Genomic DNA, 13,849 nt, shown 5'->3' with positions numbered 1-13,849 from the left:
TTAGAACTGAAAGATACAGATACTAATTACGTTTCGTATTTGACAATCATTATCATTCTGAATAGCTTGTCGCACGTCGTAGGAAGCTTCCCAGCCTTGGGGGCCTCCTTTCCCCTCTGTGACAAGGTGATTTCCATGGCGGAACAACTATCCACAAGTAAGTGCGATTCACCATTACTGCAGGCCTTCGTCGACAATCGCAGCATCCTGGTCAAGATCGCCGCCCGCATCACCGGCTGCCGCTCGCGCGCCGAAGATGTGGTGCAGGATGCCTTTTTTCGGCTCAACGCCGCCCCGCAGATCACCTCGTCGTTCAAGGCGCAGCTCAGCTACCTGTTCCAGATTGTGCGCAACCTGGCGATTGACCACTACCGTAAGCAGGCGATGGAGCTGAAGTACTCCGGCAGCGAGGAGGAAGGCCTGAACGTGGTCCTCCAGAACGCCTCGCCCGAAGCGACCCACATCAACCTCGCCGCGCTGGATGACATTGCCGAGGCGCTGAACGAACTGCCGCAGCGTACCCGCTATGCGTTCGAGATGTACCGCCTGCATGGCGTACCGCAGAAGGACATTGCCAAGGAGCTGGGGGTGTCGCCGACACTGGTCAACTTCATGATCCGCGATGCGCTGGTGCACTGCCGCAAGACGGCCAACCGGCAGGTTTAAAACCAAGGCTCCTACCTACAGCCCCCCCCCCGGCCCGAGGTAGGAGCAGCCTTGTGCTGCGAAGAGTCCCTCCCCGACACAACATATCGCTTGTCTTGCCGACCCCTTCGCAGCACAAGGCTGCTCCTCCAAAAGGCCACCATCTCCTGCAGGAGCCACCAGAACCCTCAAGCCAGCTTGCAGCGATCGAAGAACCGTTCCCGCCCCAGAATCATCAGCGCCGCACGCTTGTGCGGGAAGTCGAACTCTTTGTCGCAATGGAAGCACTGGTCGTGCATGTAGCCGATCATCTTGCCGTTGTCGGCACGTGGCTCAGCCACCACCCGCTGGGTACGCGGGTCATCCAGGAACAGGTAGTGCACCAGCGCCGATAGCCAGCTGGTCACCTTGTGCGGCCCGCGATGGTTCTCCTCCCCTACCAGCATGTGAATGCCGCGGTCGTAGTCATCGGCCGCGTAGAACGGAGCAATGCGATCTTCCTTGGCCCAGTACGCCTCGAAGTAGGCAAACGGCTCATCATCAAAGCAGCCGATCAGTGTCAGGGTATGCGGGTCGGCCTCCAGCTTGCCCAGGTACTCGCGGTGCTGCGCCAGCGTGCCGCCCTCCTGCCAGAACGCATCCACCCGCGGGTTGTTCTGCCAGCGGTTGAAACGCTCCAGGTCGTGCTCGATCTCCAGCGTGCGCAGCGACACCCAGCTACCCAGGCGCGCATCGAAGCGCCGGTACACCTCACCACGGGGCTTGGGCGCGCGGCGCGGGTGACGCTTGCCGTTGCTGATCTGCATCTGCTGCGGGTACACCGAGGCCAGCGCATCACCCAGCCATGGCTGTGGCAGTTGCCAGAACAGCGCCCGCTCGCACAGGTACTGACCAGCTTGCTCAGCCACCAGCAGCAAGCCACTGGCCAGTGCCTGGGGCTGTACCTCGGGCAAGTGCCAGACCAGGCGCTGGCAGCCCGTATCGCGGGATAGCAGCCAGTAGCAGGCAGCCCACAAGGCTTGATAGGGGCGCTCATGGCAGACGCGCTCAAGGTGGACGTGCAAGCTAGCGACCGCCTCCAGGCGCACCTGGATCAGTGGGCGGCCTTCGAGGGTGAGGCTTAGCCAGCTGTCACCCTCCTCGGCACTGAGGCTGCGCCAGCGTGGCGGTGACTGAGGCTGCGAAGCGGCATCGAACGGCATGGGCTGGACTCACGAAAATGAAGAAAAGGCTCACTGTTGAGAACGTTGCCGCAGTGCGTGAATTTAGTCTTGGGGGACCGAGACGGTAATGCGGTAGGGCTCGAAGATCCGTGCCAGTTCACCGCTGTCACGCAGGTCACGCAGCAGGCCGGCAAACGACTGCTCGCCGATAGGGGCACCCGGGCGCAGCAAGGCGTAGTGGTGATAGACCTGGTCGATACGCTGCGAAGGCACCAGCTGCGCCTTGCTGGCCGGGTTGCGCGCCAGGAAATCACTGAGGTAGGAGCGCGTGACCAGGGCGATATCGGCGCGGCCGGCCTGCACCATCAGCAGGTTGCTGTCGTGGGAGTAGGTCAGGGTCGCGTTGTAGGCTTCGCGCAGGTAGTCGGGGTCGGAGTTGAAGCGGGCGAACGCGTAGTGGTAGCCGTTGAACAATGCCAAACGTTTGTCACTCAGGTCGTCGAAGTAATGCGGGTCGCTGCCATTGGCCTGGCGGGCAACGAACACTTCGGCATCCTCCAGGCCCATGTCGACGGTCTGGTGGGCAATCTGCTCCCAGCCCCATTGTGGGTTCTCGAAAATCGCCATGTCGGTGCGGCCTTGCTGGAAGTCACCAAAACGCCGCTGGATGGAAGTGGGCACCAGGACGAAGTGATAACCCTGCTGCAAGCGGTTGAGCGCGTCGACCAGTTGCGGCAACAGGCCGGTGTCGGCCCCCTGTTCAGGGCGGACCGTGTAGGGCGGGAAATGCGCCGCGCCAATCTTCACCTCCACGGCGTCGGCAGCCCATGCCGGCACCGCCAGCCAATACACGGCCAGCAACATCAGGGTGGACAAGGCCTTGGGGCCGGGTGCAGGAGTCAAGACGGACGCTCATCACGGTTCATGCCTGGGTCCGCTTAAGCTAGGCGTTTTCCGGAAGCGGCACAACTGCCGGTGCGCGCTCTTTGTGACAAAGCAGGCGGCAATATGCCAGGGGGTGCCGTATGCGCGGAGTTTGGCTACGCTCTAGCAGGATCTGCAAGGGAGCCTGGTATGGGCCATTGGTTGGTGATCGACCTGGAAGCCACCACCGACGAGGGTGGGTGGCCGGTAACAGAAATGGAAGTCATTGAAATCGGCGCCAGCCTGGTTACCCGCGAAGGCCGCGAGGTCGACCACTTTCAGTGTTTCGTGCGGCCACGGCGGCGGCCACAGCTGACCCCTTTTTGCCGCGAACTGACGCACATAAGCCAGGCCGATGTGGACAGCGCTGCGCCGTTTCGCGAGGTGTGGGCAAGCTTCGAGCGCTGGCTCGGGCCCCACCGTGAGCAGATTCAGGCCTGGGTCAGCTGGGGCGACTACGACCGCCAGCAACTGCACCAGGAATGGCAGCTTCACGGACTCGACAGCCTGCTACGGACCTTGCCGCACATCAACCTCAAGCAACGCTTTGCCAAGGCCCGCCACCTGCAGCGCCCCACCGGCCTGAACGGTGCCCTGCACCTGGCCGGCATGCACTTTTGCGGGCAGCAGCACCGGGCCCTTGAAGATGCGCGCAACACGGCGCGGCTATTGCCGTTGACCCTGCCCGCCAACAGCCCCTGAAAGCAGATGACGAGGCCTGTGGGCTTGGGCATACTGGCCAGCCCTTTTTCATCCCCCTTTTCAGGAGTCGCCCATGTTCCAGGTCAACGAGTACTTCAACGGCACCGTCAAGTCGATCGCATTCGCGGGCGAAGAAGGCCCGGCCACTGTCGGCGTCATGGCCCCGGGCGAATACGAGTTCGGCACTGCCAAGCGCGAGATCATGCACGTGGTATCGGGCGCGCTGACCGTGAAGCTGCCAGGCAGCGACAACTGGGAAACCTTCAATGCGGGCGACAAGTTCAATGTTGCCGCCAACAGCAAGTTCCAGCTGCAGGTGAAGGTGGATACCGCTTACCTGTGCGAGTACCGCGACTAAGCGTCGGCCTGTGCCGGCCTCTTCGCGGGCATGCCCGCGAAGAATCCAGCACTAATCCTTCAGGAAATCAGCAACGCGTTCCGCCGCCGACTGCATATGCTGCTCATGGCTGAACCCCGAGGCCTTCAACGGCTTCAGGTCATGGTCCCCCGCCACTAGCCAGCTCACTTCGATTGCCGGCGACAACGCATACCCCGCCACCGCCTCGCGGTTACCCAGCGCATCCCGTTCGCCCTGCACGATCAATGTCGGGGTTTTCAGCCCGGCCAGGTGCTCCACACGTGGTTTCTCGGGTTTACCCACCGCATAGAACGGATAGCCCAGGCACACCAGCGCATCCGCGCCCAGTTCGTCGGCCAACAGGCTCGCCATGCGCCCGCCCATGGACTTGCCACCCACGGCCAGCCTGCCCGCGACCAAAGGTCGCACCTGCCGGTACACCTCGCGCCAGCATTCCAGCAGCACCTTCTGCGGGTTCGGCGGCCGTTTGCCGCCGGTAACCCTGCGCTCGGCCATGTACGGGAACTCGAAGCGCACTACCGCCACCCCAAGCGCCGCAAGCCTTTGCGCCATTTCGTCCATGAACCCGCTGTCCATCGGCGCACCTGCGCCGTGGGCCAGGATCAGGCAGCCCTTGTAGCCGTCCTTGCCCTGAGCCTGTGGAGGATCGCAGCGCAAGCCTGGGACATTTCCGACCTTCGCCCATTGATCCCCGTCAATACCGGCACTTTGCCCATTAATCATGCTTGCCTCGCTGTAAAGCCTGCCAAATAACCGTGGATGGGAACCCATACATGAACACAACCAGCAGTACCGCCTATAACTACAAGGTGGTCCGCCAATTCGCCATCATGACGGTGGTGTGGGGAATCGTCGGGATGGGGCTCGGCGTCTTCATCGCCGCCCAGCTCGCCTGGCCTTCCCTCAACTTCGACCTCCCCTGGACCAGCTTCGGCCGCCTGCGCCCCCTGCATACCAATGCGGTGATCTTCGCTTTCGGCGGCTGCGCGCTGTTCGCCACCTCCTATTATTCGGTGCAACGCACCTGCCAGACCACCCTGTTTGCACCGCGCCTGGCCGCGTTCACCTTCTGGGGCTGGCAACTGGTGATCCTGCTGGCGGCCATCAGCCTGCCACTGGGCTACACCAGCTCCAAGGAATACGCCGAACTGGAATGGCCGATCGACATCCTGATCACCATCGTCTGGGTGGGCTACGCCATCGTGTTCTTCGGCACGCTGATGAAGCGCAACACCAAGCACATCTACGTGGGTAACTGGTTCTTCGGTGCCTTCATCCTCACCGTGGCGTTACTGCACATCGTCAACAACCTGGAGCTGCCGGTCAGCCTGACCAAGTCGTACTCGGTGTACGCCGGCGCCACCGATGCCATGGTGCAGTGGTGGTACGGCCACAACGCGGTAGGCTTCTTCCTGACTGCGGGCTTCCTGGGGATGATGTACTACTACGTGCCCAAGCAGGCCGAGCGGCCGGTGTATTCCTATCGCCTGTCGATCGTGCACTTCTGGGCGCTGATCACCCTGTACATCTGGGCCGGCCCGCACCACCTGCACTACACCGCCCTGCCCGACTGGGCGCAGTCGCTGGGCATGGTGATGTCGCTGATCCTGCTGGCACCGAGCTGGGGCGGCATGATCAACGGCATGATGACCCTGTCGGGCGCCTGGCACAAACTGCGCAGCGACCCGATCCTGCGCTTTTTGGTGGTATCGCTGGCGTTCTACGGCATGTCCACCTTCGAAGGGCCGATGATGGCCATCAAGACGGTCAACGCCTTGTCCCACTACACCGACTGGACCATCGGCCACGTGCATGCCGGCGCCCTCGGCTGGGTGGCAATGATCTCGATCGGTGCGCTGTACCACACCATCCCGAAAGTGTTCGGCAAGGAACGCATGTACAGCCTTGGCCTGATCAACGCGCACTTCTGGCTGGCCACCATCGGCACCGTGCTGTACATCGCCTCGATGTGGGTCAACGGCATCGCCCAGGGCCTGATGTGGCGCGCAGTCAACAGCGACGGCACGCTCACCTATTCGTTCGTGGAAACCCTGGTAGCCAGCCACCCAGGCTTTGTCGTGCGCTTCGTCGGCGGCGCGATCTTCCTCAGCGGCATGTTCCTGATGGCCTGGAACACCTGGCGCACCGTGCGTTCGCCAGCGCTTGACGTCGCCCCTGCGAACGCCCAGTTGGCTTGAGGAGAAACGCCTGATGAAACATGAAGTCATCGAGAAAAACGTCGGCCTGATGGCCCTGCTGATGGTGTTCGCCGTCAGTATCGGCGGCCTGACCCAGATCGTCCCGCTGTTCTTCCAGGACGTCACCAACAAGCCGGTGGAAGGCATGAAACCCTACACCGCACTGCAACTGGAAGGCCGCGATATCTACATCCGCGAAGGCTGCGTGGGCTGCCACTCGCAGATGATCCGCCCGTTCCGCGCCGAAACCGAGCGCTACGGCCACTACTCGGTGGCCGGCGAGAGCGTGTGGGACCACCCGTTCCTGTGGGGCTCCAAGCGCACCGGGCCGGACCTGGCCCGTGTTGGCGGCCGCTACTCGGACGACTGGCACCGCGCGCACCTGTACAACCCGCGCAACGTGGTGCCGGAGTCGAAGATGCCGTCGTACCCGTGGCTGGTCGCCCAGCAGGTCGACAACAGCCACACCGACGTCAAGATGCGCACCTTGCGCACCTTGGGCGTGCCGTATTCCGACGACGACATTGCCGGCGCCCGCGACGCGGTCAAGGGCAAGACCGAGATGGATGCACTGGTCGCCTACCTGCAGGTGCTCGGCACCGCGATCAAGAACAAGAGGTGAGTGCGATGGAAATGGACATCGGCATGATCCGCGGCCTGGGCACCCTGGTGGTGATGATCGCCTTCATCGGCCTCTCCCTGTGGGTATTCAACCGCCGCCGCGACCGTGATTTCGCCGAAGCGCGCCTGCTGCCCTTCGTCGACGACCACCTGCCCACTAGCGGGCAGGAACCTGCTGCCACGACTGCTGCAAGGAGTAACGGGCAATGACCACCTTCTGGAGTACGTACATCAGCGTACTGACCATCGGTAGCCTGATCGGCCTGACCTGGCTGCTGCTCGCCACCCGCAAGGGCGAGAGCAAGAACACCACCGACCAGACCATGGGCCACAGCTTCGACGGCATCGAGGAGTACGACAACCCGCTGCCCAAGTGGTGGTTCTGGCTGTTCGTCGGCACCCTGGTGTTCTCGGTCGGCTATCTCATCCTCTACCCGGGCCTGGGCAACTGGAAAGGCATCCTGCCGGGTTATGAAAATGGCTGGACCGGCGTCAACGAATGGCAAAAGGAAATGGACAAGGCTGACGCCAGGTTCGGCCCGATCTTCGCCAAGTACGCCGCCATGCCCGTGGAAGAAGTGGCCAAGGACCCGCAGGCGCTGAAAATGGGCGGCCGCCTGTTTGCCTCCAACTGCTCGGTGTGCCACGGCTCGGACGCCAAGGGTGCCTTCGGTTTCCCCAACCTCACCGACAAGGATTGGCGCTGGGGCGGCGAAGCAGAAACCATCAAGGCTTCGATCATGAATGGCCGTCATGGCGTGATGCCAGCTTGGGCCGAGGTGATCGGTGATCAGGGCGTGGCCGATGTGGCCGCATTCGTGCTGACCAACCTTGACGGTCGCAGCCTGCCTGAAGGGAGCAAGGCCGACGTGGTCAAGGGCAAGGAGATCTTCGCTGCCAACTGCGTGGCCTGCCACGGGCCTGAAGGCAAGGGCACTCCCGCCATGGGCGCACCCGACCTGACCCATCCGCAGGCGTTCATCTATGGCTCGAGCTTTGCCCAGCTGCAGCAGACCATTCGTTATGGTCGCCAGGGGCAGATGCCGGCGCAGGCCGATATCCAGGGCAACGACAAGGTGCACCTGCTGGCGGCTTACGTGTATAGCCTGTCGCAAGATAGCGCTGCTGAAACGGTGACCTCCAAGTAGTACCCCGGGGCCGCTTGGCGGCCCATTCGCAGCACAAGGCTGCTCCTACAGGGATCGCGTAACAACTGTAGGAGCAGCCTTGTGCTGCGAATGGCTGCAAAGCAGCCCCTCTCCCCGCTCTACCCCCTCCTTGCACCCCCTCCGAACACAACTAAGCTTGTTGCCTCAGTGGGCTTCGCTCCGAAAGGACTGAAGCAGACGCGGCGCATAGCCTGTCGCCGCCCCAAAAAAAGCTTGACCGATCGATCAGAAAAAGGTGAAAAACGGTACACATTACAAATATTTATTTGTGTACAATCGTCCGGACCCGATCACTGCGGGACATCAGTGAACGGGCCCGGACACGGGTCGGCGTACCAAAGTTGCGTTGCAGTAGCCTTGCTGGTTATCAATACTGGCGCCGATTTTTCGACCAACAAGAACATTAAAACCGTGGAACCTTAGAATGAGCACAGCAATCAGTCCGACTGCTTATAACTATAAGGTCGTCCGCCAGTTCGCCATCATGACGGTGGTCTGGGGGATCCTTGGCATGGGCCTCGGCGTCTTCATCGCCTCGCAGCTGGTATGGCCGCAACTGAACCTGGACCTGCCCTGGACCAGCTTCGGCCGCCTGCGCCCGCTGCACACCAACCTGGTGATCTTCGCCTTCGGGGGCTGTGCGCTGTTCGGCACCAGCTACTACGTGGTGCAGCGCACCTGCCAGACCCGGCTGATCTCCGACAGCATGGCCGCCTTCACCTTCTGGGGTTGGCAGGCGGTGATCCTCGGCGCGCTGATCACCCTGCCGATGGGCTACACCACCACCAAGGAATACGCCGAGCTCGAATGGCCGCTGGCGATCCTGCTGGCCATCGTCTGGGTCACCTACGGGCTGGTGTTCTTCGGCACCATCGTCAAGCGCAAGACCAAGCACATTTATGTCGGCAACTGGTTCTACGGCGCCTTCATCGTGGTCACCGCGATGCTGCACATCGTCAACCACATCTCGCTGCCGGTGAGCCTGTTCAAGTCGTACTCGGCCTACGCTGGCGCCACCGACGCGATGATCCAGTGGTGGTATGGCCACAACGCCGTGGGCTTCTTCCTCACCACCGGCTTTCTGGGGATGATGTACTACTTCGTGCCCAAGCAGGCCGAGCGGCCGATCTACTCGTATCGCCTGTCCATCGTGCACTTCTGGGCGCTGATCACCCTGTATATCTGGGCTGGCCCGCACCACCTGCACTACACCGCCCTGCCCGACTGGGCGCAATCGCTGGGCATGGTGATGTCGATCATCCTGCTGGCGCCAAGCTGGGGCGGCATGATCAACGGCATGATGACCCTGTCCGGTGCCTGGCACAAACTGCGCACCGACCCGATCCTGCGCTTCTTGGTCGTTTCGCTGGCGTTCTACGGCATGTCCACCTTCGAAGGCCCGATGATGGCCATCAAGACCGTGAACTCCCTGTCGCACTACACCGACTGGACCATCGGCCACGTCCACGCCGGCGCGCTCGGCTGGGTGGCAATGATCTCGATCGGCGCCGTGTACCACATGATCCCGAAACTCTACGGACGCGAGCAGATGCACAGCATCGGCCTGATCAACGCGCACTTCTGGCTGGCCACCATCGGCACCGTGCTGTACATCGCCTCGATGTGGGTCAACGGCATCACCCAAGGCCTGATGTGGCGCGCCATCAACGATGACGGCACCCTCACCTACTCCTTCGTCGAAGCCCTGCAGGCCAGCCACCCTGGCTATATCGTCCGCGCCCTGGGCGGTGCGTTCTTCGCCAGCGGCATGCTGCTGATGGCCTACAACGTGTTCCGTACCGTACGTGCCGCCAACCCGGCACAGGCTGAGGAAGCCGCCAAGATCGTCGTTGTGGGAGCGCACTGATGAAGCATGAAGCCGTCGAGAAGAACATAGGCCTGCTGGCCTTCTTCATGGTCATCGCCGTCAGCGTCGGTGGCCTGACCCAGATCGTCCCGCTGTTTTTCCAGGACGTCACCAACAAGCCGGTCGAAGGCATGAAGCCGCGCACCGCGTTGGAGGTGGAAGGCCGTGATATCTACATCCGCGAGGGCTGCGTAGGCTGCCATTCGCAGATGATCCGCCCGTTCCGCGCCGAAACCGAGCGCTACGGTCACTACTCGGTGGCCGGTGAGAGCGTGTGGGACCACCCGTTCCTGTGGGGCTCCAAGCGTACGGGGCCGGACCTGGCCCGTGTTGGCGGCCGCTACTCGGACGACTGGCACCGCGCGCACCTCTACAACCCGCGCAACGTGGTGCCGGAATCGAAGATGCCGTCCTACCCGTGGCTGGTCGAGAACAAGCTCGATGGCAAGGACACCGCGAAGAAGCTGGAGGTGCTGCGCACACTCGGTACCCCGTACACCGATGCCGACATTGCCGGCGCGAGTGACGCGGTCAAGGGCAAGACCGAAATGGACGCCATCGTCGCGTACCTGCAAGGTCTTGGCACCATCATCAAGAGCAAACGGTGACGCTGATGGATATCGGGATGATTCGCGGCCTGGGCACCGTCGTGGTGATGGTGGCCTTCGTGGGCCTGGCGCTGTGGGTGTTCAACCCACGGCGTAAAAAGGACTTCGACGAAGCGACCCAACTGCCCTTCGCGGATGACCCCGAGGCCACCCGGCACGTCGAGCAAGCAAAAGCTTCTGGGAGCAAAAAACAATGACAACCTTCTGGAGTCTGTACGTTACCGTCCTGACCCTGGGCACCATCTTCTCGTTGACCTGGCTGTTGCTGTCGACCCGCAAGGGCCAGCGCGAAGAGGTCACCGACGAAACCGTCGGGCATGCCTTCGATGGCATCGAGGAATATGACAACCCGCTGCCAAAATGGTGGTTCTGGCTGTTCGTCGGCACCATCATCTTTGCCCTCGGCTACCTGGTGCTGTACCCGGGCCTGGGCAACTGGAAAGGCATCCTGCCGGGCTACTCGTACCTGGATAACGACAAGCAGACCGAGTTTTCCAACGGCCAGCCGGGCTGGACCGGCGTGCACGAGTGGGAAAAGGAAATGGCCAAGGCCGACGCCCGCTTCGGGCCGATCTTCGCCAAGTTCGCCGCCATGCCCATCGAAGAGGTTGCCAAGGACCCGCAGGCACTGAAAATGGGCGCGCGGCTGTTCGCTTCCAACTGCTCGGTATGCCACGGTTCCGACGCCAAGGGCGCCTTCGGCTTCCCCAACCTGACCGACAACGACTGGCGCTGGGGCGGCGAGCCGGAAACCATCAAGACCACCATCATGGGCGGCCGCCACGGCGTGATGCCAGCCTGGGCCGAAGTAATCGGTGATCAGGGCGTGGCCGACGTGGCTGCCTTCGTAGTCAGCAAGCTCGATGGCCGCACCCTGCCTGAGGGCGCGAAGGCCGACGCCGAGAACGGCCAGAAGATCTTCGCCGCCAACTGCGTGGCCTGCCACGGGCCAGAAGGCAAAGGAACCCCAGCCATGGGTGCACCGAACCTGACCCACCCACAGGCGTTCATCTACGGTTCGAGCTTTGCCCAGCTGCAGCAGACCATTCGCTATGGTCGCCAAGGGCAGATGCCGGCGCAAGAACAGCTGCAGGGTAATGACAAAGTGCACTTGCTGGCGGCTTATGTTTACAGCCTGTCGCAACGGGACCAGGCGCAGGCCAAGGCTGAGTAAGCAGGCCTGGCCTCTTCGCGGGCAAGCCCGCTCCCACAGGTACACCACCGAATCCGGAACAATGGGTTACTTGTGGGAGCGGGCTTGCCCCGCGAAAGGGCCGGCAAATGCCACCCAGGATGACCTGGATCAATTGACACCCGCCATAACACGATTCATACCACGAACCCAACGCGACTAAAGGTCGCAGTGCGACCCCATGCTGCCATCAGCGGCGTATCATGGACCGCAGAGCGCTAGCAGATTGCGCGAGACTGCGGCCGGCACGCACTGGCCGCGGCGTTTCTCCACTGCCGTGGGACTTGATGATGAGCAAGCAAATTCCGGTACATGATGTGACCCCGCCTGCCAGCAAAGGGAAGGATTCCGTCGACCTCTACGCCTCCCGGGAAAAAATCTACACCCGCGCCTTCACCGGCCTGTTCCGTCGCCTGCGCATGGTCGGCGGTGCGGTGCTGTTTCTGCTGTACTTCGGCACCGTGTGGCTGAACTGGGGCGGCCACCAGGCTGTATGGTGGAACCTGCCCGAGCGCAAGTTCTACATCTTCGGCGCCACCATCTGGCCGCAGGACTTCATCCTGCTGTCGGGCATCCTGATCGTCGCCGCCTTCGGCCTGTTCTTCGTCACCGTGTACGCAGGCCGTGTGTGGTGCGGCTACACCTGCCCGCAAAGCGTGTGGACGTGGATTTTCATGTGGTGCGAAAAGGTCACGGAGGGCGACCGCAACCAGCGCATGAAGCTCGACAAAGCCCCCATGAGCGGCAACAAGTTCCTGCGCAAGTTTGCCAAGCACAGCCTGTGGCTGCTGATCGGTTTTGTCACCGGCATGACCTTTGTCGGCTATTTCTCGCCCATCCGCGAGCTGGTCATCGAATTCTTCACCGGTCAGGCCGATGGCTGGGCCTACTTCTGGGTCGGCTTCTTCACCCTCGCCACCTACGGCAACGCCGGCTGGCTGCGCGAGCAGGTGTGCGTGTACATGTGCCCCTATGCACGCTTCCAGAGCGTGATGTTCGACAAGGACACACTGATCGTGTCCTACGACCCGCGCCGTGGTGAAACCCGCGGGCCACGTAAAAAAGACACCGACTACAAGGCCCAGGGCCTGGGCGACTGCATCGACTGCACCATGTGCGTTCAAGTCTGCCCCACCGGCATCGACATCCGTGACGGCCTGCAGATCGAGTGTATCGGTTGCGCCGCTTGCATCGATGCCTGCGACAGCATCATGGACAAGATGAACTACCCCAAGGGGCTGATCAGCTACACCACCGAACACAACCTGTCCGGGCAGAAAACCCACATGCTGCGCCCACGCCTGATCGGCTATGCCGCAGTGCTGCTGGTTATGATCATTGGCCTTGCGACTGCCTTCGCCACCCGCTCGCTGGTTGGCTTCGACGTGAGCAAAGACCGCGTGCTGTACCGCGAGAACGCCCAGGGCCGGATCGAAAACGTGTACAGCCTGAAAGTGATGAACAAGGACCAGCGCGACCACGTCTACGTACTGGACGCTGCCGGCCTGCCGGACCTCAAGCTTGAAGGCCAGCGCGAGATCCGCGTGGCTGCCGGTGATATCGTCAGCCTGCCGGTGCAGCTGTCGGTCGCGCCTGAGAAACTGCCATCGACCACCAACGAAATCACCTTCACCCTCAAAAGCGCCGACGACAGCGACGCCCAGGTTGAAGCCAAGAGCCGCTTCATCGGCCCACAGATCCGCTGAGAGAGATAACGCACAATGCCTGCCGCCACCGCTGCCAGCCCTTGGTACAAGCACCTCTGGCCCTGGATCATCATCGGCATCCTCACCACCTCGGTGTGCCTGAGCCTGACAATGGTCAGCATTGCCGTGCGCAACCCGGACAACCTGGTGAACGACAACTACTACGAGGCCGGCAAAGGCATCAACCGCTCGCTGGACCGCGAACTGCTGGCGCAGCAACTGAGCCTGAAGGCCGCCGTGCACCTGGACGAGTTGACCGGCGAAGTGGACCTTCGCCTTACTGGCAGCAGTGGCCCGCAAAACCTGGAGCTGAACCTGATTTCGCCCACCCAGCCGGAGAAGGACCGCAAGGTACTGCTCACCAGGGTCGACGCGGGGCGCTATGTGGGGCAGCTGGAGGACAAGGTCGACGGGCGCCGCTTTGTCGAGCTGCTGGGCAGTGAAGGTGGCCAGGTGTGGCGCTTGTTCGAAGAGGAAAAAGTGGAGCATGGTGTGACCTTGCAGCTGGGTGACGAAGCCCTGCAAGGTGCCGAGCACCAACAGTAGCAACATCGCAAATCCCTGTGGGAGCGGGCATGCCCGCGAATGCGGTAGCTCAGGCAAAGGTGTTTTCAGGCCTGACGCTTTCGCGGGCACGCCCGCTCCCACAGGGTTTCATCTCTGCTTGAGCAGTCG

16 protein-coding genes are annotated in these 13,849 nt (G+C 62.2%); 13 read left to right on the top strand and 3 right to left on the bottom strand.

What is annotated here, in order from left to right; all coding sequences use genetic code 11:
- Positions 1-135 precede the first annotated feature (135 nt).
- Positions 136-666 (top strand): RNA polymerase factor sigma-70, encoded by a 531-nt coding sequence (locus SB756_RS00875; protein ID WP_341796368.1) that lies wholly within the window; start codon positions 136-138, stop codon positions 664-666.
- Between the two features lie 167 nt (positions 667-833).
- On the opposite strand, the gene SB756_RS00870 is transcribed toward SB756_RS00875, so the two are convergent.
- Positions 834-1,847 carry a GNAT family N-acetyltransferase gene (locus SB756_RS00870; RefSeq protein ID WP_410909987.1) on the bottom strand — a complete coding sequence of 338 codons (1,014 nt, stop codon included), beginning with the start codon at positions 1,845-1,847 and terminating at the stop codon, positions 834-836.
- A gap of 63 nt (positions 1,848-1,910) precedes the next feature.
- Positions 1,911-2,711, bottom strand: a complete 801-nt coding sequence (locus SB756_RS00865; protein ID WP_049275066.1) for a substrate-binding periplasmic protein — start codon at positions 2,709-2,711, stop codon at positions 1,911-1,913.
- Positions 2,712-2,882: 171 nt separating this feature from the next.
- Between SB756_RS00865 and SB756_RS00860 the strand changes: the two genes are divergently transcribed.
- Together SB756_RS00860 and SB756_RS00855 are read left to right on the top strand one after the other, a co-directional pair.
- Positions 2,883-3,434: an exonuclease domain-containing protein gene (locus tag SB756_RS00860; RefSeq protein WP_341796371.1), complete on the top strand. Its 552-nt coding sequence runs from the start codon at positions 2,883-2,885 to the stop codon at positions 3,432-3,434.
- A 73-nt stretch (positions 3,435-3,507) separates the two neighbouring features.
- Positions 3,508-3,792, top strand: coding sequence for a pyrimidine/purine nucleoside phosphorylase (locus SB756_RS00855; protein WP_016498651.1), 285 nt, complete (start codon positions 3,508-3,510; stop codon positions 3,790-3,792).
- A 51-nt stretch (positions 3,793-3,843) separates the two neighbouring features.
- Here SB756_RS00855 and SB756_RS00850 read toward each other — a convergent pair whose 3' ends face one another.
- Positions 3,844-4,536 (bottom strand): alpha/beta family hydrolase, encoded by a 693-nt coding sequence (locus tag SB756_RS00850; RefSeq protein WP_063423129.1) that lies wholly within the window; start codon positions 4,534-4,536, stop codon positions 3,844-3,846.
- Positions 4,537-4,586: 50 nt separating this feature from the next.
- On the opposite strand from SB756_RS00850, the gene ccoN (SB756_RS00845) reads away from it, so the two are divergent.
- The 10 genes from ccoN (SB756_RS00845) (at position 4,587) to SB756_RS00800 (ending at position 13,720) form a co-directional block, all read left to right on the top strand.
- The gene (gene ccoN, locus SB756_RS00845; protein WP_016498649.1) at positions 4,587-6,011 is read left to right on the top strand and encodes a cytochrome-c oxidase, cbb3-type subunit I; all 1,425 of its coding nucleotides are present in this window, start codon (positions 4,587-4,589) and stop codon (positions 6,009-6,011) included.
- A gap of 13 nt (positions 6,012-6,024) precedes the next feature.
- Positions 6,025-6,633, top strand: coding sequence for a cytochrome-c oxidase, cbb3-type subunit II (ccoO, locus tag SB756_RS00840; protein WP_016498648.1), 609 nt, complete (start codon positions 6,025-6,027; stop codon positions 6,631-6,633).
- 5 nt (positions 6,634-6,638) lie between these two features.
- Positions 6,639-6,842, top strand: a complete 204-nt coding sequence (locus SB756_RS00835; RefSeq protein ID WP_016498647.1) for a cbb3-type cytochrome oxidase subunit 3 — start codon at positions 6,639-6,641, stop codon at positions 6,840-6,842.
- Positions 6,839-7,780 carry a cytochrome-c oxidase, cbb3-type subunit III gene (gene ccoP / locus SB756_RS00830; protein WP_410909986.1) on the top strand — a complete coding sequence of 314 codons (942 nt, stop codon included), beginning with the start codon at positions 6,839-6,841 and terminating at the stop codon, positions 7,778-7,780. Before SB756_RS00835 ends, ccoP (SB756_RS00830) begins: the two co-directional genes overlap by 4 nt.
- 445 nt (positions 7,781-8,225) lie before the next feature.
- The gene (gene ccoN / locus SB756_RS00825) at positions 8,226-9,668 is read left to right on the top strand and encodes a cytochrome-c oxidase, cbb3-type subunit I (RefSeq protein ID WP_016498645.1); all 1,443 of its coding nucleotides are present in this window, start codon (positions 8,226-8,228) and stop codon (positions 9,666-9,668) included.
- Positions 9,668-10,276, top strand: coding sequence for a cytochrome-c oxidase, cbb3-type subunit II (gene ccoO / locus SB756_RS00820; RefSeq protein ID WP_341796374.1), 609 nt, complete (start codon positions 9,668-9,670; stop codon positions 10,274-10,276). Before ccoN (SB756_RS00825) ends, ccoO (SB756_RS00820) begins: the two co-directional genes overlap by 1 nt.
- Before the next feature lie 5 nt (positions 10,277-10,281).
- Positions 10,282-10,473 carry a CcoQ/FixQ family Cbb3-type cytochrome c oxidase assembly chaperone gene (locus SB756_RS00815; protein WP_024718181.1) on the top strand — a complete coding sequence of 64 codons (192 nt, stop codon included), beginning with the start codon at positions 10,282-10,284 and terminating at the stop codon, positions 10,471-10,473.
- Positions 10,470-11,450 (top strand): cytochrome-c oxidase, cbb3-type subunit III, encoded by a 981-nt coding sequence (gene ccoP / locus SB756_RS00810; protein ID WP_016498644.1) that lies wholly within the window; start codon positions 10,470-10,472, stop codon positions 11,448-11,450. Before SB756_RS00815 ends, ccoP (SB756_RS00810) begins: the two co-directional genes overlap by 4 nt.
- A 308-nt stretch (positions 11,451-11,758) precedes the next feature.
- Positions 11,759-13,174 carry a cytochrome c oxidase accessory protein CcoG gene (gene ccoG, locus SB756_RS00805; protein ID WP_063423132.1) on the top strand — a complete coding sequence of 472 codons (1,416 nt, stop codon included), beginning with the start codon at positions 11,759-11,761 and terminating at the stop codon, positions 13,172-13,174.
- A 15-nt stretch (positions 13,175-13,189) separates the two neighbouring features.
- Positions 13,190-13,720, top strand: coding sequence for a FixH family protein (locus SB756_RS00800; protein WP_341796375.1), 531 nt, complete (start codon positions 13,190-13,192; stop codon positions 13,718-13,720).
- The last annotated feature ends 129 nt before the right edge of the window (positions 13,721-13,849 follow it).

It is taken from the genome of Pseudomonas sp. SIMBA_068, assembly GCF_046534705.1.
Taxonomy (GTDB): domain Bacteria; phylum Pseudomonadota; class Gammaproteobacteria; order Pseudomonadales; family Pseudomonadaceae; genus Aquipseudomonas; species Aquipseudomonas putida.
This window is presented reverse-complemented; position numbering and strand designations above follow the sequence as displayed.